Source organism: Cupriavidus sp. USMAA2-4, from assembly GCF_001854305.1.
GTDB lineage: Bacteria > Pseudomonadota > Gammaproteobacteria > Burkholderiales > Burkholderiaceae > Cupriavidus > Cupriavidus malaysiensis.
Genome location: NZ_CP017750.1, coordinates 410,218 through 434,478, shown reverse-complemented (window position 1 = coordinate 434,478; position 24,261 = coordinate 410,218). Strand labels below are relative to the sequence as shown.

At 62.8% G+C, this 24,261-nt stretch carries 23 protein-coding genes; 6 read left to right on the top strand and 17 right to left on the bottom strand.

Annotation, left to right across the window (positions count from 1 at the left end; all coding sequences use genetic code 11):
- Window positions 1-256 precede the first annotated feature (256 nt).
- A complete protein-coding gene (locus BKK79_RS38050) occupies window positions 257-1,165 on the top strand; it encodes a DNA/RNA non-specific endonuclease (RefSeq protein ID WP_084085852.1) in 909 nt (302 codons plus the stop codon).
- On the opposite strand, the gene BKK79_RS38045 is transcribed toward BKK79_RS38050, so the two are convergent.
- Both BKK79_RS38045 and BKK79_RS38040 read right to left on the bottom strand, forming a co-directional pair.
- Window positions 1,142-1,816 (bottom strand): hypothetical protein, encoded by a 675-nt coding sequence (locus tag BKK79_RS38045; RefSeq protein ID WP_157128711.1) that lies wholly within the window; start codon window positions 1,814-1,816, stop codon window positions 1,142-1,144. The genes BKK79_RS38050 and BKK79_RS38045 overlap by 24 nt on opposite strands.
- 13 nt (window positions 1,817-1,829) lie before the next feature.
- Window positions 1,830-2,963 carry an integrase domain-containing protein gene (locus tag BKK79_RS38040; protein ID WP_071040807.1) on the bottom strand — a complete coding sequence of 378 codons (1,134 nt, stop codon included), beginning with the start codon at window positions 2,961-2,963 and terminating at the stop codon, window positions 1,830-1,832.
- A 1,229-nt stretch (window positions 2,964-4,192) separates the two neighbouring features.
- Between BKK79_RS38040 and BKK79_RS38035 the strand changes: the two genes are divergently transcribed.
- Both BKK79_RS38035 and BKK79_RS38030 read left to right on the top strand, forming a co-directional pair.
- Window positions 4,193-5,197 (top strand): PRTRC system protein D, encoded by a 1,005-nt coding sequence (locus BKK79_RS38035; RefSeq protein ID WP_071040806.1) that lies wholly within the window; start codon window positions 4,193-4,195, stop codon window positions 5,195-5,197.
- A 14-nt stretch (window positions 5,198-5,211) separates the two neighbouring features.
- The gene (locus tag BKK79_RS38030; RefSeq protein WP_071040805.1) at window positions 5,212-5,646 is read left to right on the top strand and encodes a hypothetical protein; all 435 of its coding nucleotides are present in this window, start codon (window positions 5,212-5,214) and stop codon (window positions 5,644-5,646) included.
- Between the two features lie 74 nt (window positions 5,647-5,720).
- On the opposite strand, the gene BKK79_RS38025 is transcribed toward BKK79_RS38030, so the two are convergent.
- The 8 genes from BKK79_RS38025 to BKK79_RS37990 all read right to left on the bottom strand — a co-directional run bounded on the left by BKK79_RS38025 (window position 5,721) and on the right by BKK79_RS37990 (window position 10,350).
- Window positions 5,721-6,056 (bottom strand): helix-turn-helix domain-containing protein, encoded by a 336-nt coding sequence (locus BKK79_RS38025; RefSeq protein ID WP_071040804.1) that lies wholly within the window; start codon window positions 6,054-6,056, stop codon window positions 5,721-5,723.
- Complete coding sequence (locus tag BKK79_RS38020) at window positions 6,053-6,394, bottom strand: type II toxin-antitoxin system RelE/ParE family toxin (protein WP_071023044.1); 342 nt, start codon at window positions 6,392-6,394, stop codon at window positions 6,053-6,055. The genes BKK79_RS38025 and BKK79_RS38020 overlap by 4 nt, the downstream gene beginning before the upstream one ends.
- 72 nt (window positions 6,395-6,466) lie before the next feature.
- Complete coding sequence (locus tag BKK79_RS38015; RefSeq protein ID WP_071023047.1) at window positions 6,467-6,685, bottom strand: hypothetical protein; 219 nt, start codon at window positions 6,683-6,685, stop codon at window positions 6,467-6,469.
- Window positions 6,686-6,790: 105 nt separating this feature from the next.
- Window positions 6,791-7,855, bottom strand: a complete 1,065-nt coding sequence (locus BKK79_RS38010) for a primase-helicase zinc-binding domain-containing protein (protein ID WP_071023049.1) — start codon at window positions 7,853-7,855, stop codon at window positions 6,791-6,793.
- A gap of 260 nt (window positions 7,856-8,115) precedes the next feature.
- Window positions 8,116-8,646, bottom strand: a complete 531-nt coding sequence (locus BKK79_RS38005) for a single-stranded DNA-binding protein (RefSeq protein ID WP_071023052.1) — start codon at window positions 8,644-8,646, stop codon at window positions 8,116-8,118.
- A 19-nt stretch (window positions 8,647-8,665) separates the two neighbouring features.
- Window positions 8,666-9,463 (bottom strand): hypothetical protein, encoded by a 798-nt coding sequence (locus BKK79_RS38000; protein WP_071040803.1) that lies wholly within the window; start codon window positions 9,461-9,463, stop codon window positions 8,666-8,668.
- Window positions 9,464-9,473: 10 nt separating this feature from the next.
- Window positions 9,474-9,902, bottom strand: coding sequence for a hypothetical protein (locus BKK79_RS37995; protein ID WP_071023058.1), 429 nt, complete (start codon window positions 9,900-9,902; stop codon window positions 9,474-9,476).
- 106 nt (window positions 9,903-10,008) lie between these two features.
- A complete protein-coding gene (locus BKK79_RS37990) occupies window positions 10,009-10,350 on the bottom strand; it encodes a hypothetical protein (RefSeq protein ID WP_071040802.1) in 342 nt (113 codons plus the stop codon).
- Between the two features lie 644 nt (window positions 10,351-10,994).
- Between BKK79_RS37990 and BKK79_RS37985 the strand changes: the two genes are divergently transcribed.
- From BKK79_RS37985 to BKK79_RS39885, 3 genes are all read left to right on the top strand, one after another.
- On the top strand, window positions 10,995-12,137 hold the full coding sequence (locus BKK79_RS37985; protein ID WP_157128710.1) for a hypothetical protein: 1,143 nt from the start codon (window positions 10,995-10,997) through the stop codon (window positions 12,135-12,137).
- Between the two features lie 175 nt (window positions 12,138-12,312).
- On the top strand, window positions 12,313-13,581 hold the full coding sequence (locus BKK79_RS37980; protein ID WP_198173435.1) for a FlhC family transcriptional regulator: 1,269 nt from the start codon (window positions 12,313-12,315) through the stop codon (window positions 13,579-13,581).
- 640 nt (window positions 13,582-14,221) lie between these two features.
- Entirely contained in the window at window positions 14,222-15,055 is an 834-nt protein-coding gene (locus BKK79_RS39885; RefSeq protein ID WP_198173434.1) for a hypothetical protein, read from the top strand.
- Between the two features lie 77 nt (window positions 15,056-15,132).
- Here BKK79_RS39885 and BKK79_RS39880 read toward each other — a convergent pair whose 3' ends face one another.
- The 7 genes from BKK79_RS39880 to BKK79_RS37945 all read right to left on the bottom strand — a co-directional run bounded on the left by BKK79_RS39880 (window position 15,133) and on the right by BKK79_RS37945 (window position 24,252).
- Window positions 15,133-16,353 carry an adhesin gene (locus BKK79_RS39880; protein ID WP_084085828.1) on the bottom strand — a complete coding sequence of 407 codons (1,221 nt, stop codon included), beginning with the start codon at window positions 16,351-16,353 and terminating at the stop codon, window positions 15,133-15,135.
- 127 nt (window positions 16,354-16,480) lie between these two features.
- A complete protein-coding gene (locus BKK79_RS37970; protein ID WP_071040798.1) occupies window positions 16,481-17,143 on the bottom strand; it encodes a type 4 pilus major pilin in 663 nt (220 codons plus the stop codon).
- Window positions 17,144-17,206: 63 nt separating this feature from the next.
- On the bottom strand, window positions 17,207-18,415 hold the full coding sequence (locus BKK79_RS37965; protein WP_157128709.1) for a pilus assembly protein TadE: 1,209 nt from the start codon (window positions 18,413-18,415) through the stop codon (window positions 17,207-17,209).
- Between the two features lie 157 nt (window positions 18,416-18,572).
- Window positions 18,573-20,387 (bottom strand): ATPase, T2SS/T4P/T4SS family, encoded by a 1,815-nt coding sequence (locus BKK79_RS37960; RefSeq protein WP_071040796.1) that lies wholly within the window; start codon window positions 20,385-20,387, stop codon window positions 18,573-18,575.
- Window positions 20,388-20,395: 8 nt separating this feature from the next.
- Window positions 20,396-21,091, bottom strand: coding sequence for a hypothetical protein (locus BKK79_RS37955; protein WP_071040795.1), 696 nt, complete (start codon window positions 21,089-21,091; stop codon window positions 20,396-20,398).
- A 15-nt stretch (window positions 21,092-21,106) separates the two neighbouring features.
- Window positions 21,107-22,456 (bottom strand): type 4b pilus protein PilO2, encoded by a 1,350-nt coding sequence (locus BKK79_RS37950; RefSeq protein ID WP_071040794.1) that lies wholly within the window; start codon window positions 22,454-22,456, stop codon window positions 21,107-21,109.
- Window positions 22,453-24,252, bottom strand: a complete 1,800-nt coding sequence (locus BKK79_RS37945) for a protein PilN (RefSeq protein WP_232346507.1) — start codon at window positions 24,250-24,252, stop codon at window positions 22,453-22,455. The genes BKK79_RS37950 and BKK79_RS37945 overlap by 4 nt, the downstream gene beginning before the upstream one ends.
- Between the last annotated feature and the right edge of the window lie 9 nt (window positions 24,253-24,261).

Genomic DNA, 24,261 nt, shown 5'->3' with positions numbered 1-24,261 from the left:
GCCTCCGGCGCCGCTTTACCTGCCCCGCTGGCCATGTTGGCAAGTGGCGCCCGGCTTTGCGCCCAAAGGCCCGCGGCTCAGCGCCAATGGTTCTCTTACTGCCGGCACCGAAGGGGCCCAGCGCCAAGGCCCCGCTGATCTTGCCACGCTCCACCGGCCCCTGCATGCCAGGTCCGCAGCGCCAACGGCCCGGCCTCACTTGACTTCCCGCGGGGACTGGCAAGCTGGTTGTATGTTCAACCGGCTAGCCTATCCTATGCTCCGTTCCGCGTTCGCCTTCGCTCTTCTTCTCGCCGCCACCCAAGTCGCGCATGCCTCGCCCCCGGACTGCAGCGCGCACTTCGCACAGCGGACCGCTCCCCGGATAGCCGATCCCGCGGCCGCCGCCGACTCCCGCCTTCTATGCTTCCGCGGCTACGCCGTGCTCGACTCCGTTCGTACCCGGACCCCCCTTTGGTCCGCCGAACACCTGACCGCAATGGCGGTCCAGCAAGCTCGCGCGCTGCCCCGCGACAGCGAGTTCTACGAGGAGCCCTCGTTGCCGGCTGCCGCACGCGCCAATCTGGCCGACTTCCGCCGGTCCGGATACGATCGCGGCCACCTCACACCGAGCGGAGATGAAGCCGACCAAGCCTCCCAGGCCGAGACCTTCAGTTTGGCCAACGTGGTGCCGCAGAACCCGACCTCGAATCGCCAGACCTGGAGCCATCTCGAGACATCAACCCGGCGTCTCGTTCGCCAGTATGGTGCGGCCTACGTCGTCACCGGACCGGCCTTTGTGGGTGCGTCACAGTTGCTCAATGGCCGCGTGCGCATTCCGAGCCATATCTGGAAGGCCATCTATATAGAAGGCATCGGCGCGGCTGCCTACGTCGCGCCGAATACGCCCGAGCCAGTCTATGCCACCATCAGCATAAGCGAGTTCGCGCGCTTCACCGGTGTCGACCCGTTCCCTGACCTACCTGCCCATTGGCGCGACACAGCAATGTCGCTACCTGGGCCGACGCCGCATCCGGGCGAAAAGGTCGAGCGCCATGTGCCGCTGGGACAACTCGCAGACGCTGCGCCTGGCCAGACCACTGCCGAGCCGCCGGCGCGCGTGCCAGCGTTCGCGCTAGCCGACGTCGTGCGCATGGTGCGCTCAGCCGATACCCATCGGCGATGATGCCGCCCCGCCCCGTTCGTCAGTGCGTCCTTCCGCGGATGAGAGGCAGCCCAGTATCCTCGAGATCGTTGCGAGCGACTCCGGTTGCCTGCACGCCTCGATCATGGCATCGACATCTAGGCGTCCCAGCCAGCGACCAACAGCCCGACCCAAACCATTGAGGTCTAAAGGCTGCCCTGGTTCGCTGTAAGCCACCAACCGGAAGACCTGTGCGGTGTCGTCGTTGTCGGCCCAGGATAAGCCCGCGTCGAATAGTGCCTCGTCGGCCTGGTATTCCAGCACCGCACCCACGAGGTCGCTCAAGTGGGCCCCGACCGTATCGCCGTCTCGCCTGAGATGAGGCAGTTCCAGAAATGGATCGTCCGCGAGGCATGCTTCGACCGTCGCCACATCGGGGTCATCGGCTTCCCCGGCGCTGATCTCGACGTAGACGAGCCCCCAATCCGTCTGCAGGGCTGGACGCTGCCGCAACGCCTCCGAAAGCTGCTCCTCCGCATACGGGTCCGCTTCGGCCTCGATCAGCCTGGCTCTCGCCACGGCGACCACACATTGAGGTCGCAGTAGCTGAGGCCAACTTCTCTGTAGCTCTTGTCCGATTCCCTGGCTAAGCGTCCTTTCCAGGTCGCTTCGTGAGTATCGCTTTTTCTTCAAGGCCTTCCTCCTGCTACATGGCACCGATCAGCCGATAGAGGGCTGACCGACTGATACCCAACAGCCTTGCTGCCTGGGCCTTATTCCCGTTCTGCGCAATCAACTGGGCCTCCGCCTGCTCGCGAGTCACGCGCGGGCGTTGGTCACGTTCCATCGCGGTCACGGTGCTCAGATAGGCGCCAGATTTGGCTGCCTTACTATGGCCTGCGCTGAGGATGATCTCCTGTATCGCCTGCCGATGTACCTCCAGATCCCCCGGGCGGCCTCCCTTGACCGGAGCGTCTACGCCAGTGGCCTCCTTGTACAGCGCCTGCATCCACTCATGTCGTAGCCCGTGGCTGGTGATGCCAAGCTCAGCTTTGCAAACGCCGAACTTGCGAAGAACGGCGTTGTAGTGGCTCCGCCACCGTGCTATCGAATACGTCGACGGCGTGGTCGATCCGCTATTCGGATCGACAAGCGTGGCGGCCTCTTCCAGAACGCCGAGTCGCATCCGCACCGGAACTTCCCGCGCCCGCCCCCCTTTCGTTCCGTCTACCACCCGCAGCGTGTCCAGGTTGCGCAGGGCCGTCCCAATCTTCAGAGAGAAGCTCTCCTCGATGCGCAGCCCGAACGCCGCCTGCAGCTTCAGTTGCACCGCCACCCGCGCATCTGCTTCGGCGATCTTCGCGATCAAGGCAACCGCATCCACGCCGTTGCCTTCCCACGACTTATCCCGCGTCGTCACGTAGGAGCGAATCAAACCGTGTGCGGCACGGTCGGTGTAATCCCCAAGCGCTCGGATGAGATCGTGCTTACCCAACCACTGGCAGAACGCCTTCAGATGGCTAAGCTTGTTCTCGATCGTCCCGCCGGTCTGGCCAGCCGACACCCACCTCGTCACAAGCGCCTGCACATGCTTGTGCCGCAGCGAGTGTGGGCTCTCGATCATGAAGCCAACCTCCCGCAGTTCCACGAACGACCGGCACACGGTGTACATCCGTCGCTCCTGCGTCTTGATCGACGCGCTCTTCGAGCTCGACCGGGTCCGGCTCAGAATTCGCTTCAGGTTCTCTGTCAGGACGGCTTCCATCTCCGCCTTCATCCGCACCGGAAGGTCATACCGCGCCAGCAACCCGCGCACGTCAAACACTGCTGACTGTCGCATCCAATACCCCTATTCAAACGCACTGCGCGTTCTGCCGACTTGCATGCCCCCCCCGTTGACATGCGCCTCGACACCCAGCGCCCACCTCTTGCCGTTTATCCATCGGCCATGGTCCTGCCTTCCAGACCTTTAGCGATCCCCTTGGCTGGTCAGCCGGCACGTGGAAGAACGTGCATGACTGTCCCGAACAATCCAACACATCGTCGTGCTGACCGATCTGCCGGCTCGTCGGGCTACCCGGTTGCCGGGGAATCGCTCCCGGCATGAACGTTTGTCAGTGCGAAGCACCAACCTACGCCGCCCGCGTAACTCTTGTTGCGCTGTTCTGTGACGGTCGCGCCTACCGTGTCGTATGGATTCAGACCGTCCAGCTGCCTTGCGCAACCGACGTCCCGCCCCTCGAGTAGCGACATCTGAACCGCAGTGTGTCGGGTTCCAGCGTTCGCCTACCCCGCGTTTCGCTGTCGGGCGTATGGTGGGTGTGGAGGACAAAATGTGTCCGGTGTGTCCGGCTTGCACATGTCCTCAGTGCGTCCGATTCTTCCAGACTACCCGCAAAGCCAATTGGTATCGCGGTGTCCGGTGTCCTCAGTGTTGGCCAGCATGTATCTGAGCCGATTGAAAAAAATGCCGCGACATTGTGCGGCTTGGACAGCGGACGATCAGAACCCACCCTAGGGGGTGGCCGCTGATGCTTGAGATGAGCCGCGCTCGGGCGGCAAGGTCGATGCGTCGGGGACGCGAGAAGAGCCTCCAGCATATAGCACCAGCGAGCAGCAGTGCAAGGCGCAGCGAAAGCCCCCCGCAACTCGCGAGCTTTTGCGGCCTTGACTTCGTCGTTTTGTCGGTAGAGTGGGTCACAAGGAAGTCACCCCTTCGGTGAGTCTCGGTGAGCAAGTGTCAGATGATCACCGCGTCGGTGAGTTACGGTGAGCAACTGTCAGTTGGTCTCCGAATCTGTCATCAACTGACACTTGATCCCCCGTTCGGTGAGCACCTGTCAGATTTCCCCCGGAGCAAGCTGTCACCAAGTGGCACTTGGTCACCCGTACGGTGAGATTCGGTGAGCAGCTGGCAGTTGCTCATCGGTCAGTTGCGGTGAGCTACTGACAGTTGCTCACCGGGACCGACATCAAGTGCCACGTCCTCACCCTCCCGGTGAGATACGGTGAGCAACTGTCAGATGGTGTCACTTCCCTCACATCAGAGCAGTCAACCTGGAGAGCACCATGAAGATCTCGACCGTCGCAGTGGACGTTGGTTACGGCAACACGAAATCCGCCTTCGGTATGGGCGCGGAAATCTCAACCCAGATGTTTCCCTCCCTCGCGCCCCCGACGTCTGTCCACTCCCTCGCGTCCCACAGCGGCAGTTTCTTCCGCGCACGTAACGTCGTGAACGTCATGGTGGACGGCGCCCGCTACGAGGTCGGCCCGGACGTTTCGATCAGCGCCGCCTACGGCAATACCGGCCGGGTCCTGTCCGAGGATTTCGTCACCACGCCCAACTACGCCGCGCTGCTGGCCGGTGCCTTGCACTACGCCAATGCATCCGAGATCGACCGCCTGGTTCTCGGCCTCCCGGTTCATAACACCCAGAAGTACGCAGACTTCCTCCGCGACCGCTTTAGTGGCGACCTGGACTTCGGTGACAAGCTCGTGCGCGTGCGGAGCGTCCTGCCGCTGCCCCAGCCTCTGGGCTCCCTCGTCTCTTTCATGCAGCAGAGCGGACAGCAATATGACCCGGACAACTCCTACCTGGTGATCGACGTCGGCTACTTCACCACCGACTGGGTCGTCGCGCGGGGATACGCGATGGACGATACCCGCAGCGGCGGTGTCCCCGGTGGCGCGGCGCGGGTCTATCAACAGGTCGCCAAACTGCTCTCCGAAGCCGAGGGCGAGGCCGTCGACAGCCTCGAACGGATCGACAAGGCGATCCGCGACGCCAAGCCGCTGCTCTTCTATGGCAAGGATCTGGATGTCCGCCCCTTCCTGGCCGAGGCGATGGCCGTCACTCACCAGTCGATCAAGGAAGTGCAGACCCGAGTGGGCCGTACCGAAGACATCCGCGCGATCATACTGACCGGCGGCGGCGCGAGCCTGTATGCGCCAACCATCCGCGCCGCATTCCCGCGGAACATCATCCACGTCATGGACGCACCCTGCTTCGCCAACGTTCGGGGCTTCTACACGATCGGCGCTGCACGGCAACCCGTGAAAGCAGCCGCGTAAGGAGTGATGCGCTGATGGACAAGCTGGAGATCAAGCTGACGCTGACAGCCGACTCCAACCCGGAGTTGCTGGCCTACCTGCGCGGCATCCCGAGCGCGCGCGAGCGCGCTTACATCCTCAAGCGCCTCGCCCAGCGAGGGCTTGCGGGCCTTGGATCGGGCGGGCTGGATAGGGTCGCGCTTCCTGCTCCGTCCCCTGTCGGACAGCCCCCTCGCCATGACCTCGGCGATTCGCCGGCGCACACGTTCGAAGCAGCCACGCCAGTTGCCGCTCCCGCGGAGCCGGCCCAAGACACTCCGCCCGGCTCCGGCGCAGTGTTGGCGCCCGGCCCGGCACCAGCGGAACCGGCAGCCGCAGGTGATAAGGCACCAGCGCAGGAAGCATTGAGCGAGGGCTTTGGAAGCCTCGATATCGGCGCGCTGAATGCGGCAATGGCACGCTTCGAGTAGGCAGAAAACAAAAAAGCCCGGCATATGCCGGGCTTCTTGCTCAAATATATTGCGGGCGAGCCTCGCCCGATCCATCAGCAAACGGCCATCCTCACCGACTTGCCAGCGCGAGTCAGCATGTCGACCAATGCATCCAAGGTGAATTTTCCAGCCTTCTTATTGACCACGTCGGACACACGCGGACGGGTAACGTGCAGAATCGCAGCAGCCTCTTCCTGCTTAAGGTGATTGTCCCGAATCCAAGCGGCTAACTCTCCCATCAGTTGTTCCTTGAGCGCCAATGTTTCCGCAATCCGCTTCTTCGATTCCACCTGGTAGCGCTTTGCTTCCTCCGGCGCAAAGCCGAGTTCCGCGAATAGATTGGCCCCAGACTTTGTGACGTGCTTGATCTCCGTATCAATCGCGCTCATGTCGCACTCCTAGATTTCACAACGGCTCGGTAGCGAGCCTCGGCTACGTCCTTATCGTGCCGCGTTGTCGCCTGGGTCTTCTTATGGAAACAGTGCAGCACATAGATCGCCTCCTCAAACTTCGCCACATACAAAACGCGGAACGTCCCTTCGCTCTCGCGAATCCGGATCTCTCGCGCTCCAGCCCCAACCTCGCCGAATGGCCTCCAGTCGTCCGGGTCCAGACCCGCCTGGACCTTGCTCAACTGGAAGCCGGCTTCACGTCGAATGGCGGCGGGGAAGCTAAGCAGATCCGCCAAGGCTGTCCCGACCCAGCGGATTTCCTTTTCAGTTGACATAAGTGTATCAAATTTTGTACGTTCGCGACGTGTCCCAATCGACACACCGGATAGGGCGCCGTGCCACAAATCTCAATGAACCTGAACCGGTTTGCGATCGAAGCAGAACTCGAACGCCGCATCGAACGACGCTTCGCGCTGCAGGAACAGCAGCACACCGGATGGGCCGCGACGATAGACCTCGAAAAACTGCGCATCTGACTGGCCGGCTTCGATGACCCGCGCTCCAGCGCTGCGCATCGCGTGGATGTGCAGCTTATTGACGATGGCAGTGAATCCTTTGAACGACATGGTGAGTCTCCTTTCGAAGAGATCGCCCATGGAGTTCGCCCCGTGGGTCGAACCCACAGGGCGAGGATGGTGAGGATCGGCGAGAAGCCGTTTCGAGTGAAGGTGCTATGCGGTGACGGGCAAGGCCTGCGTGATCCCGCGCAAGCGGCAAACTGTCAGCCACTCATCGCAGAAGTCCGTGCCACGCACCTTGGGTCGGTGGAGCACGACTTTGAAGCCGGAGGCACGCAGGCGCTTCTCCAGCGCAAGCGCGTCGGCCATTCCCGGCGACTTTCCGGTCTTCGGATCAACCTTGTCGAAGTCCGCAAAGATGTGCACGGTGTGGATGCCCAATCCTTCTGGCACCTCAAACGCCTTGAGAAGCACGCGATTCAGGCACGACCAGGTCGGCACCCCAAATAGCATGTGCGCCGCATATGCGGTTTCCATGCCCTCCGCGACGCCGATCACGCCGCCGACGGGCTGCATCAACCTCACAGCACCGCCGGCGAGCGGCAACGCCGACACCTCATTCCGCTTGCACGGCAATATCTCGCCTTCCGGGCAGACGATGGTCGCCTTGCACGGACGGTCACGGTCGAGAAACGTGCGATGCAACGTTGCCAGTCGGCCATCGGGCAAGGTGAACTCGGCCAGAATCGCCGGGTAACGTCCCAAAGCTTGCTTCCCGTGCCAGAAGTCGAGTTGCGCCAGATGCAGCGCCGGCGAGGGCGCCACATCCAGTCCAGGAACGCGGCCGGCCAAGTACGCCATGCCGTGGTCGCCTCGCACCACTGGCACTGCGGCGGCTCGGATGCTTGCCAATCGACGCGCCTTCCACTTTGCGTCACAAGTCTTGCTCGCCGTGCCCGCACGGTTCGGACGTTCGCAGGCGAGACGTGGTTCGGGGACTCGCCCGCCCTCGATTTCGCATGCCAATTCGTGAAAGGACTTGCCTGTTACCAGGCGAATCAGCTCCAAGCCGTCACCAGCCTTTGGGGCGCCGTTGTTGCATTTCCGGCAGACCCAGTCGCCGCGGCCATGCTTGTTGTCATAGGTGAAGCGATCCGTGCCGCCACAGATGGGGCACGGGCACGGACGCCCCGAAAGGTAGCGCTCGTCCACATACTTCAGCACCATGGCATCCCACTGAGAGGGCGTCCAGGTACCAACGATGTCACGCAACTTCATGGGATTGTCTCCTTCTGGAGGGTGGGTTCGATGCCTGAATCAGACAGGGAAACGCTTTGCTCAAAAGGCACCCCGCGAGGCAGGGGGCCTTTTCAGCATGGCGCGAAACGTGCGAGGGAGAGTCGCCCTGAGAACTCAGGGCGGAAGAGGAGACGCGATCGTCCTCCGGCACTCAGCCGGAGAACGATCGCGAAGGTCATGCTAGGGAAAAGCCGCTGCTGGCCTCACGTCGACAAGGCGCGAAGCAAGCTTTCGAACCGCTAAAAAGGAATGTCATCATCCATGTCCTCAAAGCCATTCGATGGCGCCTGCGGCTGGCGTCGCTGGCCGCCGCCACCGCTGCCGCTAGCACGTTGCTCGCGTTGCGGACGACTGAGTATCGGACCCCGGGAGTCATCACTGTCTCCCGTCGTGTCATATCCGCCCGTCTGGCCCGCGCCATCGTCACGGCCGCCCTGCCGCGAACCCAGCATCTGCATCTGGTCCGCGACGATCTCGGTCGAGTACTTGTCCTGGCCGCTCTGGTCCTGCCATTTCCGGGTGCGGATGCGCCCTTCGATGTACACCTGAGAGCCTTTGCGGAGGTACTGGCCAGCAATTTCAGCCAGCTTGCCGAAGAACGAGACCCGGTGCCATTCCGTCAGCTCCTTCATGTCGCCGCTCGCCTTGTCACGATAGCGATCCGTTGTCGCCAGCCGGATATTCGTCACCGCATCTCCGCTCGGCATATACCGCGTTTCCGGGTCCGCGCCGAGATTTCCGACGAGGATCACCTTGTTCACTGAAGCCATGCTTCGTTACTCCTTCTATTCAATGGGCACGAGAGATCGACCACAGCCACTTTTCCCAGAGAACCTGGTTGCCGTGTTCGTCTCGCTTGGGTTCACCAGAGGTGGTGAAGGCAGGTACCTTCACCTTTCGTAGGCGCGTCACTTCCACCATGTCGCCGAGCCGGCAACCCGCATCAGTGATCGCGTCCTTGAGGCCTTCGCCCTGCAGGATCTGCTGACCACTCGGGCCATCCAGGCGCAACGCAAAGGACCGGTAGGTCTTTCCAGGACGCTTGCGGTCAGGGAAATCGTCCTCTCCCCACCAGACGGCCTTACCGTGATAGACATGCAGCGAATGCTGCCTGGCGCCGCCACTGCGCCGGCTGGCTGGCTCACCACGAGGCGCCTGCCCATCCGGCGTTGCCACCGCCTGCCGTGTATTTCCGGCGGTGGACGCCGGCGTGTCCGCCGGAGCGACGGAGGTCTTGAGCGGTGCAGCACAGCCCTGGGTCGCCTCATGGGCGCGAACAGCATCGGACACGGCATCGGATATCGTGCGGCCGCTGATGGTCTCCACCGCCTCCCAATGGGGCGCGACCGAAGGCAGCAGCTTGTGTCCGAACCGGGTCGACGTCAGGCGCTTCTCGAATGCGGCGACAAAGTGGACCACGCTGTCCCCTTCGTCTCGGAACAGGTGCGGCAGCTCCCCAATCATCACCTGCACCTCGTTCGCCGAGCCGCGGCCAACGACCACAGGAGGGCTCGGTGTTGTCGCGAGCGCGCAGACGACGTCAGCAGCAGCGCAAGCGCCCTTCCATAGCTTGTTCATCCAGCTCATGGCGCAGCTCCTACAGCAGCGACCCGCAGGCCATCCGGCGTACTTCTTCCAGATCACGGCGCAGGCGCTGGTGGTTGAGGATGACGTCCTGCAGCACTTCCGGATCGACACCGTTCACGCGACAGACGTACTCGTAGCTCACGGCACCTTCCCAGTAGTGGAAGATCCATCCGAGCGTCATCGCGTAGTCCTCGGGATCCACCGTCTTCCCTTGCATACGCGCGCGCAGCATCTCCGCGCAATCGATCAAGGACTCCGGCATTTTGTCGCCGCGTCGGCTATCACACGCCAGGCTGATCAGGGCGTCAACCATCTTCGAGCGTATGGCATCGCTCCAGAATTTCGGGTCAGGCAACGGATCGACTCTCGGTGGCGCGGTCACGACCGGCGCAGCATCACCGAAGATGTCGAGTTGCCACCCGCGGACTTGGGTATTCATCTTGGGCTCTCCTCGCGAGAACCCGCAGCACCACCTGTCGGTGGGCGCGAGTCCCACGACAGGGGTTGGGGGCCGCCTTTCAGCGAAAGGCGGATTGGATCGACGGCTATTTCGCCGAGGTCGATCGAGGCATCGGCACCATCACAGCGGACTTCGCGTAGACCGTCCGGTTGGCGCCGCGAACGGCATGGCGCGCCGGCGCCGGTTGAGCGGCAGCCGTGGGATGCGGCATGACTGCATCAGGCGCGGCGGGCACAGCCGTCTTGAACGCACGGCGTACCCATCCCACGAAGGCAAAGACGACTGCGGCCGTGGCATACACCATCAGCGGCGGCAGCAAGTAGAACTGGCCCGACAGCATGACGGCCAAGCACAGCAACAGAAAGCCGCGGGGGTGACGAACGGCAAAGGAAAGGAAAAGGCCCAGAAGGCGCATCAAGGATTCCATGGTTTTCACTCCGGAAAACGTAGAGATGAGATGCCCAGGCGGATACCCGGGACCATTCGATGCTCGAGTGAGCAAGGAATCCTTCAAGCGTCAACGCGCTTGCCTCATACGCAATGCATCAGGCAAACGTGCTGGCCGCGGAGGCCGTGTGAACTAGAAAAATGGGGGGGGGGGCGCTGAAATGTCCGCCGCCGTTGGGCGAGAGGAGTGGACGGGAGAGTCCGTCTTGCGCTAGGTCGATGCGTCAGAGACGCGGAGGTGACTGGACTTTATCGCACTGGGGCCTTGCACGCAAGCATTGCCAACGGCGCGCCTGGGCGGCCCAGCGTACAACATGCTGGACGCTCTCCACCGGAAAGCGTGCTGCTTTGTTACGTCTTTTCGGCGCTCCGATTGCGCCTAAGGCGTGTTCGATTATCGACGCACTCAGCCCCTCCCACGGAGGGTGATTCAACGATGGCTGTGCATGCCGATAGAAGAATTTGAAAGCAGCAACGCAACATGCCTCTCTCCACCCCGTCATCCGCCATGTCGCCCCTTGACTTCGCCGATGACGCGCTACGCTGGAGCGACAACATCATCGTGCTGTCGCCTCCCACCGCATCAATTCCCGGTACCTCAGCAATATGCAAGACGACTTTCCCTTGATCGACACCGCCGGCAACGCGCCGGAGGCACTCTACTCCCTTGCGCGTCACGAACTGATGCCAGTCCTCGATGAAGCCGCCCTTGGGAAGATCGTACAGGCCTCAGAAGAAATTCTGGAGTCGCAGGATCGGATCCAGATGGAGATCGCGTCGATCGGCTCAAATATCGCCCATATTGATCGAACGATTCACTCGCATATGAAACGGGCGATGGGAGACGTGCCGCAGGCGCGCAAGCGCGCCTCCACGGTTCTGTTCAAGTACTGCCAGAATGTACTGAAGATTAGCCGATCTTATGTGTGGCTTTATCTGAAAGCCCACGCGAAGTTCATGAACAACTACGACGCGATCACGCCGTTTAATATTGGCGAATTACAGGTCATCGTGCATTCTGAGATCACGGATGAGCATGTCGCCATACTCGCCGAGGCAAAACGCCAGAATCCTGGCCTCAAACGGTCCGAGTTCAAGGCGTTGGCGAAGCATTTGCGCGAGCAAGACGAGGGCCTCCAGACGGTCAATCACCAGTTGGAAGCTGCGCGCGAAGATCTCGCCAATAGCTTGGCAAAACAGATGGATGCCGAGTATGAGACCAAACAACTTCGCGCCCAGGTGGCTGATCTGAACAGCGCGGTGGACCGGCACCGGACAGCACTGGCCGATACGACGGAAGAACTGTCCCGTCGAAATGGCGCGGTGAGCCAGCTCAACATGACCATCGATACGCTGAGCAAAGAGCGTGAAAGCCTCAAGGCAGCTCTGCTCGCAGCGTCGACCGCTCCAGCATCTTCCGCGGCCGCGGCCACCGTCGATGCTGCGGCTGCGGAACAACAGCTCGCAGCCCTGGCGGGCCGACAGCGTGAAGTCGAAGCCGAGCTCGCCGCCGAGGAGCAGCGCCTTCGCGACCTGCGCAGGCAGGTTCAAGAGGAGACCCAAGGTCTTACGCTCATCAAGACCGCCACCGAGGAATTCTCCAGGATCACTGAGAGTTTTTCAGCGATGGCCGAGCGCTTCGAGAAACTCCATGCCTCCCCTGCCTTCAAAAAGCTGGAAGGAGGTGGCCGTCTGGCCATCGCGTCCTTCGCAGCTGCTGTCGCCGATTTCTCCAACAAGCTCGACCTGGAGCTAAAACGCGTCTAGCCGGATTTCTTGCCGTACTGATAATTATCCACTCCGGTGAACATTGCACCGTGAGCATAAGATCCACACTGGATTCGGATAGCCACTAATAATGGGGAAGCGGGAACTGGCACCCTGCCGCGTCGCGCTATCCCGACCGTGCTTCCAAACGCACGGGTTCCTGCTAAGAAGAAAAATGACCGAACCCATCTCTGCACGTAATACGGACAATCTCGTCCTCTCGCCCTTTTCGAGAGATCGAATTCGCTCCGCCAACTACTACCTTCTCGACTATGTGGCGGAGGCGCTGCGCATCAGACCCGAAATGTCCGATGCGTTTGGCATCTCGCGCGACGATGTCGCGATGGTGCGGGCGCAGGAGAAAGCCTACCGCGTGCTGATGGGTACGCCGTTTCTGGTGGTCGCACCATCGCTCACCGAGATCGCGGACTGGCAAGCCCTCATTCATCGGTCAACGACGACCGTCGCAGTCGACAACCTGGCGCGTGTCACCCCGCAACTCACGCCCAACGAAAGGCATCTCATCTACCTCAACAACCGGACGTATATCTGGTTGCTAGTGGAGATTCTGAATACCTGCGCACTCGCTGCCCCGGTATTGGGTATCAGCACAGACTTGGCGGCCTACCTCGCGACCATTCCGCAGCACACGCTTGATCTGGCTATCTCCGACCTCGGATTTCCCATCTTCCGTTGGCGCGTTGCTCATCCAAGCTTCTTGCTGGAGTATGGCGCCCACCGAGTGGGAATCGAGAGCGTCGCGCATTTCTTCATGCAAAGCTCTCCGATCCGCCTCGGCAACCTACAGGCGAAGGAATCGAGGCACGACCGCGGATTACGCAATCTCATCGACACCTACGCCGCCCAGCTGATCGGGTTCCGTTGTCGGGCAGCCAGCGTAGTCGCGCTCCTTGGCATCACCTCGCACCGCGCCCGCGCCATGTACCAAGAGATTCACGGCGTGTCGTCTCCCTGCGGGCAGGCACCTAGCTCCTTGGGCTGGCATCTCAGACCCGCGGCCGTGCGCGTCCAATCCACCGTATTCCTCTGGCTCTACAAGGCAGCTCTCGCCGGCGGCAGCAACGTTCCGGAGGCCTTGATCTCCGCCTACGACTTCACCCAGACCCTCTTTGGCCAAAGCTTAAAGCTGGAGGCCGACCGCGCCTATCACCTGGTGCGCGTCTCTGGCGGCGCAGCAGGCATTGCCACGGCGCCATGTCGCGCCTGCGGGACGCACTACCTCATCGCCAACAACGGCAAGAAGGTTGAGTTCAGTGGCGCTTTCGCTTGCCCAAGCTGCGGCGGGCTGCTGGGCACGCAATCAGTGCGGCGACGCGGGCGGGCGGCGCGCGCCGCAGGCAGCGAAAGCGCGCCTCCACCATCGGCGCAGCACGCGGCCGCGCGATCGCCGGGCCTCGCTGCCGCGGGACAGCATGCCGCGTAGGCGCGCCGCCCCTCTCGATCGTCCGACGACACGCCAGTCGAACGGCAACGTCCATTGCGGTCGCTGCACCCACCGGAAATAACTAAACATGCTTCATTTTCTGTTGGCTCCCATTGAGTTTTTCTTTACCGCGCTCCTAGTTTTTCCTTTCATTTTTGTTTGTCCAATCATATGCGCCGTCATTGCCAAACGAAAATCTAGGCGTTTCTGGCTTTGGGGGATTATCGGATTTTTCTTTCAGCTTTTCGTCATACCTGTGATCCTACTGCTCCGCGACCCGGTGGACCGGCTGGACGCGTACTTGACCAAGCACCCGCATTGCAGGACTAAGAATGGCATAGCATGTGCCCACTGCGGCTCGCGCAGCATCCGCATTTGGATTGTTGGAGCCCAACAGCGGCATCTTTGCAACCATTGTGGCGCGCATCTCTACAACAGCTGACCACTGTAACGGCGCCCCTCCCCTACTTGAGTGGGGCATTCAATTTCTGACTACCCTGCCGTCTAGAGACAGTTAAGCGGCCGTTTCATTGCCGCTTCTATTGGGATGCCTGCGCGACTTGACTTCGCGCAGGCGTCGGTAATCTGGAACTAAGCGGATCGAGTGGCGAGCCGCAGAACTTCCAGCAAGGAAATCAAATTGCAAAACACCAATAACAAGCTCCTCCTCGGCGCAATCGCCGCCGCAGCTCTCACTCTGTCCGCCTGCGGTGGTGGTGGCGACGGTGGCTCCAGCAGTTCGCCGGCGGCGGCCACCCCGGCACCTTCCCCGGCGCCGGCTCCGACCATCACCGTGTCGGGCAGCGCCACGCCGGTTAGCGGTGATCCGTTGGCGGTTATCTATGTCCCCACGGACGCCACCTCGCATGGCCTCTCGTCGCATGCGGGCGTGACAGCAACGGCGCCCGCATCCCTCCAGGTGGCGACCGATAACGGCGGCTACAAGGCACTGGGCGGCAACGTGGCCTCCGCTGTATCCCTAACCAGCGGCTCCGTCTCCGACGTCGCGGGTAACGGGGCATACGCGATCGGCCGGTGGACGAATGGCACGTCGAGTCTCGGCAACATCAGCGTCAATCAAGGCGCCCATTACGTGGTCGGAGTACCGCTAACCGTTCAGCGGGTGCTCGGCCCAGGCCAGACACTTGCGTGCTCCTTGATTAGTAGTACGCAGCCGACCGCGGTGTCTGGCAACTTTGCGCCCGGCAAGGTCAATTCGGCCTCGGCTGTCATCGATTTGAACGGGCCACTTGTTCAATCCATCAACCTCGATGTTTCAATTGGATCGGACACCCACGCAACAGCGACGTTCACCGGTGGCCCTATCACTGGCGCTGCGCCCTCAGCAACAGGAACGTTCCAAATCGAAACTCTTGGTACGAACCAAACAAAGCCGCTTCTCGGAATCGGCTACACGATTCCGTCGCCGTCGAGCGGTGACGTCAGCGGCGTCGTCGTCCTCCAGTGCAGCTAGCAGGTGCACCGTTGCGAAAGAGCCGGCATTCAGCCGGCTCTTTTGCTTCCCGGTGCCGCCAGCCCTCCAGCCTACTCTCAACCAGCAGAATCCGTGCTGGGCGTGTAGTCTGGCGCAGTCCGTACAAAGTTGCTTCCCGGCGCGCACACCCAGCCATAGGCCCAGTTGTACAGACCACCAGCGCCAGTCTGTTGGACACAAATGCCGGTGTGGCACGGCGCGCCCGCATACCCGTCGCAGTATGCGGCGCCGCTCACAACGCTGCCATCAGGTGTCCCCGAAGCTGGCCGCCAGACCCCGTTCTGGCAAGAAAGCGATACACCGTTCGGGTCGCTTCGAATCGCGCCCTGCGGATCACCACATCCCCAACCGGCCCAGACCTTCTGGCCCCAATCCGAAGTTGGTACAAGGGCCCCGGCCGCGGTTACGTAGCCGCCGGCAGTCACTGAACCACCTGCCGCGACGGCGTTGCCGGATAGGACATTCCCGGTCACGTTGCCGGCAGCCGCAACGGCTCCGTTCGACTGCACGTAGTTCCCATACACCCCGTTACCCGAAACATTCCCATTCGCCGACACTGAGCCATTCGATTGGAGATTCCCAACCCGGTTCATGGCTTGGTTGTTGGCATCCATCGGACCGGTCAGGTTCAGTGATCCGTCGCGCTTGTAGAACTGGTTCAGCGATTGCGCCAGCAGCGACGTGCTTCCGACCTGCATAGCCAGCACCCCTGCCTGATTACCAGCCACGGGATTGGCTGTGGACCATTTAGCAGCCATGCCAGTAATCAGCGCTGGGCTCTCTGCGTACGATACGCCGGCATCGTAACCAGCTGCCGCCACGACTGCCGTGAGCAGGTCGGTCCTGACATTGCCTGAGCCGTCACGGTACGCCGTCGTCGAGTACATCAGGCCCGGAATCGTGCAGTTCGTGAGACCCGCACTGCAATTCGTCGGCGTCAGGTTCACAGCGAAGGACATTCCCATCGGCGCCGTCGACATCGTTCCAAGGGGTAGCAGTTTCAGGTTGATGAGGTCCTGCACGGTCGGCTGCAAGGGATTGCTTACCGTGGCCGAAACACTGCCGGCAACCAAAGTGGTCGGCCCGCTAGGACTACCCGCCAGTGTCGTGAAGTTGTCGAACACGTATGTGTCTACAGCGCTGGCCAGCTTCGCCATGTACTGGCCAGTGCCCATCGTCAACGCACTGTCGATCAGATTGTTGGTCTGAAAGATCGACATCGTGACCGCCCCCGTCGCCGCGATCAGTGTGAAGGCCAACTCTGCACTCGCTATCATGGACAATTCCTCAACTTTTAAAATAGTCCCGGGGGCCTACGCCCCCGTCGACTATCCGTTTTGCTTTCTCTGACACGCGGCGTACCGCGCCCCGCTTGCAGCCCCGCCAGCGCGAGTGCCCCCGCCGTTACGCCGTGAACAGATCGATCGTGTTGGCATTCCCCGAGCACGACACCTTGCTCGGGTCCACGGTCCCGCCGACCGCCTTCACAGTGGTGCCGTTTACGAGAATCTTGCTGGCACTGCTTTGGTAGGCCGACACGATCGTCGTGCATGCCGAATCCGGCTGGTTGCTGATGGTCCAATCCAGCGCGTCATTGGCGACCAGCAGCGTCGCCGCCGCCACGGTCAGCGCGCCACCGCCAGGCTGCAAGGTCACGTTCGACGAGCTACCGGTGCTCGCGGTCATCGCCGTCATGTTCTTGAACATCCCGTTGGCGACCAGGGCGCTGATCGACACCTTGTTGAATTGGCCCCGGTAGCTGGTCGTCGTCTTACCGATCACGGTGTTCAGCTCCACGGTCAGTTGCTGCGTTGCCGTGTCCGACGAATTGCTGCCGAACAGGACGAGGACCGCCACCAGCATGAGCCCGGCGATGATCAGGTAGAAGCCGAACTCGTCCAGAATCCCGCCTCGCTGACCGCTCGCCCGTCGAGTGCGCATGCGGTTCGCCGTGTCCAGCATCCGACAGTGGAGCGTATTGCCCTCGAGCGCGCCGTTTCCCTGGGTTTCGACGTGCCCTTGGTCAGCGCCCTCGGCGATCTGGAGGCTTGCGTTCGATTCGTTCATACATGCGGTCATGGTCACTCCCTTCGGTTGAAATGCGTAACGTTGAAAGACTGCGAATTAAAACTAGTGCCCGGCCGGCGTCGCTGCGCCGGCTTGCCTGGCCATGGCCGCGAACTGGGCCCTGGCTTTGAGTTCCTGCGCCATGAAGGCAGGCAGGTACGCCAATCCGGTGATGACAATAATCAGCAGGATCGTCATGTGCCGATTGAACTTCGTCGCGCGTTCGAGCATCTCCGCTGGAGCGGACTCAAGCATGTGCTCGGAGACCTTCGACAGCATCGCCGACAAGTCACCTTCATACTCCGCGATATCCTCGATCCGATAGGCCGTTTCACGGTCAAGCAGCCCGGTATCGAACACCTTTCCACCGAGGTTCGGGTTGTACTCAAGGTTCAGCTCAATGCGCTCAATGTGGTAGGCCAGGTACGGGTAGGCGTTGACTCGCATCAGCGCCAGCCCGTTCGCCAGGTTCTTGGCGTCGCCACCGAATCGCTTCGTCACGGACGCCATCCCGGCGAAGAACTGCGCGGCCTGGAAGCGACGGAAGAAATCAAAGATCAACGTCTTTCGGTCGAGCCATCCGCGCCATCGGCCCACATAGCCCGGCAGCGCGACTGCAATCCATGCGGCGGCTGCTAGTTCGACCGCGACGACGAGCCAACCCCAATGCCGCACGAACACGGAGCCGTTGTGATAGGCGGACGCGATCGGTCCATAGTCCTTCACGGAAAGCACGTGGCTAAAGGCGTTGTCGATCTGGGGCGCCACGATCAACGCCATCACTGCAATATACACATGCAGAATCACCAACGTGGCAATCAGGCTGGCCATCGTCAGGAAAATCTTGACCTTCGTTCCTTCCAGGGCCTTGAGGTTTTTCGCCAGCGAGAGCAGGCCCTCCTTGATGTCGCCGCCCTCTTCCGCGACCGCGAGAATCGGTAGATCCTCGTTCGGCACCGTGCCCCGGAAGATGTCGGTCAGACGCGACCGCTGGATCTCGCCGTCGGCACCCTCCCATCGCGCCAGCCAATGCGCGGCCAGCATCCCAATGGGCTCGCCGGCGCGGCGTGCGGCGTCCTTGGCAAAGTGGTTCGAAAGGGGCTCACCCGGCATGTGCTCGATGCGTTGTGCCAGGTCGTGGTAGTAGGTGGCTCGTTCGGAGCGGAAGCGATACTTTGCCCAGAACAGTTTGTCTTCGAAGATCGCGCGGCCACCGCCCAGGCGAGAGGACACGCGAAGCATGCGCCGCGCCATTTGTTTCAGAAATTGCACAGTTCTTTTCCGGTAGAGGAAATAGGCGCCGCGCACTGCCCGATCGCGTCCGCGGAGTCGACGATTAGAAGACCGACGCGCTGCCGCCACGCCACGTCACCGGGTCGAAAACACAGCTCTGCGCACGGTTCCCCTCGGCCCGCGGGTGGGTATCGATTCATTGGCCCGCCTCTCGCGCGCGCTGGCGCAGCAGCTTCGCCTCATAGGCGTCGAGCGAGATGATTCGCTCTGCCTCGCGTGGGTCCACAATGCCGGCAAACACCTTGTACATAGCCACCTCGAACACGGTCTTACCAGTGCTGTCGGGCACTTCGAAGCCGTGTACCCGTTTGCTACGCTGATAGGCCGCCAGCTCGATGTTCTTCGCATCGCGGATGAACAGCAGATCCTGTTCATCGGGTTCGACCATCTCCGCGGCCACCGTCCGGCCGCGCGCCCCGTTGAGCGCCGGCAGATTCGGGCGCCGGCAGAGGTCGCACCCGTCGAGCCGGCGCACGCGGATGCCCTCGATGTCGAAGCGGAACAGGCGCTCGATCTGGCTCAGCTTGTCTGCGCCCAAGATCTGCTTCATTTCGGCGCCCGTATGGCCGCAGCTACACGTCTTCGGGAGCAGCGCCTGGTAGGAGTAGAGATTCACGAAGCCCGGGGTGGCCAGCACACTGCGCGGAATCTGCAGCTCGCCATCTGCGAGCCGGTCCGGCGCGGCCAGCGCGCTGGGCGCGTGCACCGTGGTCAGCGCGCGCAGCCCCGCGCCAGCGACGTCGCGGAACAGGCCAGCCGATTCGAAGTCCCGCACTTCGCCGATCATGACGAAATGGGGGTTCATCCGCTTGATCTGGCGCTTGGCCACGATGAACGGGTCTTCCTGGCGATTCGCACCGTCCAAGGTCCGCGCAACCGAGAAGTGGTGCGTGCCCTTGGCCAGCAGCTCCACCGGATCCTCAATCGCCATCTTGTGCATCCAGTCCGGAAGCCGCTGCATGATCGCGTGGGCCGTCGTGGTCTTGCCCGAGCCCACGACACCCACCAGCACCGTGCCACCACCCAGATGCATCGTATTGCGGTCGAGCAACTCGGCCTGCTGGGGGAAATAGCCCAGGTCGTGAACGAAGTCGACCTCGGTCGTCTGCGCCTCCTCGCGGTGCATCCGCATTACGGTCACATGGCCGGTCGCACTCTGCATCGACGCCCAGCGGAACACCACCGGCTCACCGCCGATCCTGGCACGGATAGAAGTCTGCTGGGGCAATACGCGACTGAACACGCCCTGCGAGCCGCCCTTTCCCTTCTGCCAGATGTGCGACAGGGTATCGAGCATCACCCCCGTCTCCATTCGGAACTGCGGCGGCGCCACCAGGTGACCGTCGATCGCAAAGCGCAGCTGCGAGTAGCCGCCGTTGTCCTCGACCTCCCAGTGCAAGTCGGACGCGGCCTCTGCCAGGGCGAAGCCCCCCGCCGCTTCGAAGTTCTGCCACAACGCGCTGGACGAGCGACGTCCGGCCCCTTTGGCGCCATCGCCGCTGGCGCCGGCAATATCGAAGCTGCCGCGTGCCAGCGCCACCATGACCGGGGCCGCAGCGAAGTAGATCGGCGTGTCGGCCGGGTCGAAGCGCAGCCTCAGTTGGCGCTGGATCTCTTCCGTGACATCGGACGTGGCCATGTCGCGCGTGAGAATCAGCGCATACCGTCCGCGCGTGGTCGCCGCCGGGCCCGAGGCTACCGACTCCAGGACTGGGCAGATTTGATGGCGGAGCGACGGTGCGAGCGAGAGGTCGTCGTACAGCGTGCGCTCGAACGTTGGCAGGTCATCGACGGTGCCGATCTCGCCGCCATCGGGCAGGTCGGGCGCCTCCGCCGTCGCCGCCACCGCGGGCGCCGGCGGAGCGAACGGCATGGAACCACCCGACACCACGGTCACGCCACCGACCGTAAGCCCCCGCTCGTCGTTCGATCGCTTGGGAAAGAGTCGCATGGCCACCCTCATTGCGCCACCGGCGTCGCCGGCGTCACCGGCGCCTGCATGGGGGCGGGCATCGGCGCCGGCATAGGCGCCGGCATAGGCGCCGGGAAAGGCGCCGCAGTTTGAGGGCTGTTGGCGCCAAGCAGGCCCGGGCTGCCCTGGCCGAACGTGCCACCAGGTTGCCCGCCCCCCGCACCGCCCGGCATCGGCCCCGCCGGGCGCGCGCCGCCTGCGGCATCGCCGGCCCGTGCTGACGGCCGCTCGAACACCGCCGCGTCGTCCTTGTCCAACGGCGCGAGCACGACGTGCTTGCCGCGCTTGAGAACGGTTCCGTCTTCGTTGATCGACGCGACTGTATAGCCACGCCATTTCGCGCCGACCCTGGCGGGATAGACTTGTTCCCCCCATTTCACGTACGCGCGCAGGTTCGAGGGCAATCCGGCTGCGCTGCCGTCCACGCCGTAAAGGGCGATCGTTTGCGGGCCGCCCTCGCCCCCACCGGAGCGCACGCCGACGCCCGCCGGGGCCGCCGATACATTCTGCGTCGGCACGTTCTTGTTGAGGTCGGCCTCCAGCTTCTGCAGAGCAAGCTTCGCATCGGCGTCAATCAACTTGCGGGTCATCGAGCGGTCATCCTCGGCATGCGCCGCCGGCAGGAGCACGACCACGGCAGCAGCCATCGCCACATACCGACCAACGCAGAAATGGGTACGCATATTTTTCTCCAAAGATCAGTCGCGCGCGTAGGCGTCACCGCCGAGCGTCAGCTTGAATTTCGATTGCTTGGCATCCGGGGCTGTATCAAGGCTCACAGCCAGTTCGATGCGATCCACTGTCACCCCAGCCGAGAACCGCGACAGTTCCGTGGCATTGCGCAACGGGCCTACCGTCGACCACTGCGCGGCGCTCACCAGATGCGGAATCATCGCGATGGCCTCCGGCACCACCGCGCCGAACGGCTGGAAGGCCTTCAGAGACACCGAAGCGAGGACGGGGCGCAGCGTCTGCAACTCGGACCCGAACTGCGTCCGCACAGCCATCGGTGTGGGTAGCCCCGGCAGCAGATCGCCCAGCTTTGTCGCTCTCCCCATCGGAACCTTGGCCACTACCTCCGCAGACGACTCATCACCGATGCTCAGGAAGTTGGGTGCCGAGAAGTAGTCCGGGAGGGCCTCCAGAAAGGTCTGATTGGTTGCCCCGCGCGTGTCCTTCGCGAGCCTGTACAGGAGCTTGCACGGTGTCTCCGGCGTCTTCACGGCCTCGCAGGTCACCGACGAAAGCGACCATCCCCCCAGCGTGATGTCCACCTGCTCCGCAAACCATTGATAGAAACCGGCCACTGCCGGGCCAGCGGGCGCGACGCCGGCCTGCGCGCGGCTCGCCAGGTCCTCTGCATAGCGCTGCGCAGGCGTCTTTTCCGGCGGTGGCGGATGGAGGCGTCTTTGATACGCGTCATATTCGGCCTTGCCGTACTTGCCGGCGGCCACAGCCAGGACCGCCAGGGCCGCCAGGACCACCAGCCGCTTGTGGCGGCTAGCCGCGCTGGGCCGTCTGAGCAGCGCGTAGGGCCCGACCTCCGCCACCAGCATCTCGAGCGTGTACGGGACATACTGGACCTTTCGGTCCTCAGGCATCAGGTTCAGCAGATCCGGAAGGTTGCCGACCAGTTTGAACTCGCCATCACACCGATTGGGAAAGTCGGCGACAAGCGCGGCGAGCGCCTTTTCATCGCTGACGATCTGGTCAAAGCCGACCCGAGGGCGACCCTTCGCGATGCCGCAGACCAGGTAGGCAATGTGCTGGCCACCATGCTCCAGCCGGTAGACAAAGAGCGCATTCGGGATACATTGCGTCACGCGCGACAGCGCCGCCGCCGCCGAATAGAGTCGGTCCTTGACCTTGGCCTGCGCGTCAGCGGCGTCCGGATAGCCCATGTGTAGCGCCTGGTCCTCATGCCAGATGCGCTCGGCCTTGGCCTCTCGCGCGATCCGCGCCGCCAATGCCGGCGGCGCGTCGCTGCCCGTCAAGGTGCGCCACTGCATGCCGAAGACCAGCTTCTTGCCTTGGATATCCAGGATCATTCGGCGCCGCCCGTGCCTTGATCCTGCACCATGACCGTCGCCACCACCAGGGTGACGGTGCGGCTCTTGCTCGCGACCTGGGAGCCTCCGGCGAGCAGCGGGAGGTGGTCGGCCAGCGTGCGCCGCGTCATCGCAGTATCGGTCTGGTCGATGGCGGTCACGATCAACGTCTGGCCGTTACGGACCTGGAAGTCGTGCTGCGGAATGCTGCGAACGATCTTCTTCGGCAGCTGCACCGACTGTTGATTCGAACCCGACCCAGAGGTGAACTTCTCGATCGGGCCGTCGAGCACCGATTGCTCGAATGCCAGCGTCAGCGAGACATCGTCACGCGAGGTGGCATCCGCATAGACTTTGACGCGCAGGCCAACGGCGTCGGTCGCCGTAGTGATCCCCGGGACGCCACCGGTCCCCCCCACAGTCGAGGTGGCTGGCGTGGTACTCGCCACGTAGTTGAACGTGTGGCGGTTGTCCACCTCGGAGGCGTGCCGGTTGCGGAGGTTGAATGGAATCGACACCGCCGTGGTAGCCGTGCCGAACTCCCGCAGCGCATTCACGATAGCGGAAGTGCCGGTACCGTCGCCCGAGGTCAAACTCAGGCCGAAGCTGCCGGCGAGGCTATCGGTCAGTGTTGCGGGAGAGAGCGCGCTGAATGCGAAGCCAGGGATATGCGCCAGCGCCTTCGACAGCGCCGCGCTCCAGTCCACGCCCGCTTCGCTGTTGTCGTTGAGCGTGAAGTCGATGGTCTGCATCTTCACGTAGATCCGGCGCGATGCCTGCGCGATCTGCGCTCGCACGATCTCGTCCGCGCGCTCCACGGCCTCTCGCGTGTCGGTCAGCGTCAGCAGCCCGCTATTAGCGTTGAGCGAGACCGACCCCGCCATCGTCATCACCGGCGCAATGCTGTCTCGAATGCCGTCCATCTCCACGGTCGCGCTGTCGTCGGACTTGGAGCTCGACGCCGCGGCCTGCAGGCCCGTGTTGCCGCTACCCGCACTGCTGGTCATCAGTGCGGGGGGCAGGAAGTCCGTCGAGAAGGACTCCTTGCCCCGGAACGGCAAGCTCCACATCTTGGTCTTCAGGCGGTAGAAGCGGATGACGCCCTTGCTCGGCACATACTCCCAGTTGATGGACAAGCGCGTGGCGATCAGGTCCAGCATGTTCGCCAGCGGCATCTTCTCGCTTTGCTTGAACTCGACATTCATCGCCGTGTCGGCCAGCGGAACCGCTTGCGCCGCGGCATTCGAAGTGGGGCCGGCCAGCCCGGCCGGCAGTGGTCCTTGTGGCGTCGGCGCAGCCCCGATCCCGTTCGGCGTCGGCATGGTGGCCGCCCCAACGGCGTTCATTGCGCTGGCGGCGCCCTGTGTCGGCGTGCGCAGCATCGATCGCGGCATCAGCATGGCCGCCGGCAAGTAGACGTCGGACTCGACCTTCACCGGAATTCCCGTCGCCATGAAGATGCGCTGCGCGGCCACCGCCAGCGGCATCGTCCGCTCCGGGAAGATCACGAACGTATCGACATCCTTGCGCAGCGCCACCGGCAGGGTGACATTACGCGAGATCGGCACGGCCCGTCCCGCCAGGAATGGCTTTGCCACTTCCTGTTCCCGCTCCACCGCGGCGCGGTCTCGGTGCATGCGCGCGTACAGCGCTGCGGTCATCGCGTCGGCCTTCGTGCCGGCATCGTCGGCCGCCTGCTTGGTGTCGCGTAACAGTTCCGGGGACACGCAACCGGCGAGCGACAGCGCTGCCAGAACGGCGCCGGCAATCGGCCTCATGAGGGTCGGGGTTCGCACAGCTGACTC

What these genes read in the sequence shown, in the direction of transcription:
- BKK79_RS38050 (WP_084085852.1), top strand. Translation starts at nt 257, where the DNA reads ATGCTCCGTTCCGCGTTCGCCTTCGCTCTTCTTCTCGCCGCCACCCAA.
- BKK79_RS38040 (WP_071040807.1), bottom strand. Translation starts at nt 2,963, where the DNA reads ATGCGACAGTCAGCAGTGTTTGACGTGCGCGGGTTGCTGGCGCGGTAT.
- BKK79_RS38035 (WP_071040806.1), top strand. Translation starts at nt 4,193, where the DNA reads ATGAAGATCTCGACCGTCGCAGTGGACGTTGGTTACGGCAACACGAAA.
- BKK79_RS38030 (WP_071040805.1), top strand. Translation starts at nt 5,212, where the DNA reads ATGGACAAGCTGGAGATCAAGCTGACGCTGACAGCCGACTCCAACCCG.
- BKK79_RS38025 (WP_071040804.1), bottom strand. Translation starts at nt 6,056, where the DNA reads ATGAGCGCGATTGATACGGAGATCAAGCACGTCACAAAGTCTGGGGCC.
- BKK79_RS38020 (WP_071023044.1), bottom strand. Translation starts at nt 6,394, where the DNA reads ATGTCAACTGAAAAGGAAATCCGCTGGGTCGGGACAGCCTTGGCGGAT.
- BKK79_RS38015 (WP_071023047.1), bottom strand. Translation starts at nt 6,685, where the DNA reads ATGTCGTTCAAAGGATTCACTGCCATCGTCAATAAGCTGCACATCCAC.
- BKK79_RS38010 (WP_071023049.1), bottom strand. Translation starts at nt 7,855, where the DNA reads ATGAAGTTGCGTGACATCGTTGGTACCTGGACGCCCTCTCAGTGGGAT.
- BKK79_RS38005 (WP_071023052.1), bottom strand. Translation starts at nt 8,646, where the DNA reads ATGGCTTCAGTGAACAAGGTGATCCTCGTCGGAAATCTCGGCGCGGAC.
- BKK79_RS38000 (WP_071040803.1), bottom strand. Translation starts at nt 9,463, where the DNA reads ATGAGCTGGATGAACAAGCTATGGAAGGGCGCTTGCGCTGCTGCTGAC.
- BKK79_RS37995 (WP_071023058.1), bottom strand. Translation starts at nt 9,902, where the DNA reads ATGAATACCCAAGTCCGCGGGTGGCAACTCGACATCTTCGGTGATGCT.
- BKK79_RS37990 (WP_071040802.1), bottom strand. Translation starts at nt 10,350, where the DNA reads ATGGAATCCTTGATGCGCCTTCTGGGCCTTTTCCTTTCCTTTGCCGTT.
- BKK79_RS37980 (WP_198173435.1), top strand. Translation starts at nt 12,313, where the DNA reads ATGACCGAACCCATCTCTGCACGTAATACGGACAATCTCGTCCTCTCG.
- BKK79_RS39880 (WP_084085828.1), bottom strand. Translation starts at nt 16,353, where the DNA reads ATGATAGCGAGTGCAGAGTTGGCCTTCACACTGATCGCGGCGACGGGG.
- BKK79_RS37970 (WP_071040798.1), bottom strand. Translation starts at nt 17,143, where the DNA reads ATGAACGAATCGAACGCAAGCCTCCAGATCGCCGAGGGCGCTGACCAA.
- BKK79_RS37960 (WP_071040796.1), bottom strand. Translation starts at nt 20,387, where the DNA reads ATGCGACTCTTTCCCAAGCGATCGAACGACGAGCGGGGGCTTACGGTC.
- BKK79_RS37955 (WP_071040795.1), bottom strand. Translation starts at nt 21,091, where the DNA reads ATGCGTACCCATTTCTGCGTTGGTCGGTATGTGGCGATGGCTGCTGCC.
- BKK79_RS37950 (WP_071040794.1), bottom strand. Translation starts at nt 22,456, where the DNA reads ATGATCCTGGATATCCAAGGCAAGAAGCTGGTCTTCGGCATGCAGTGG.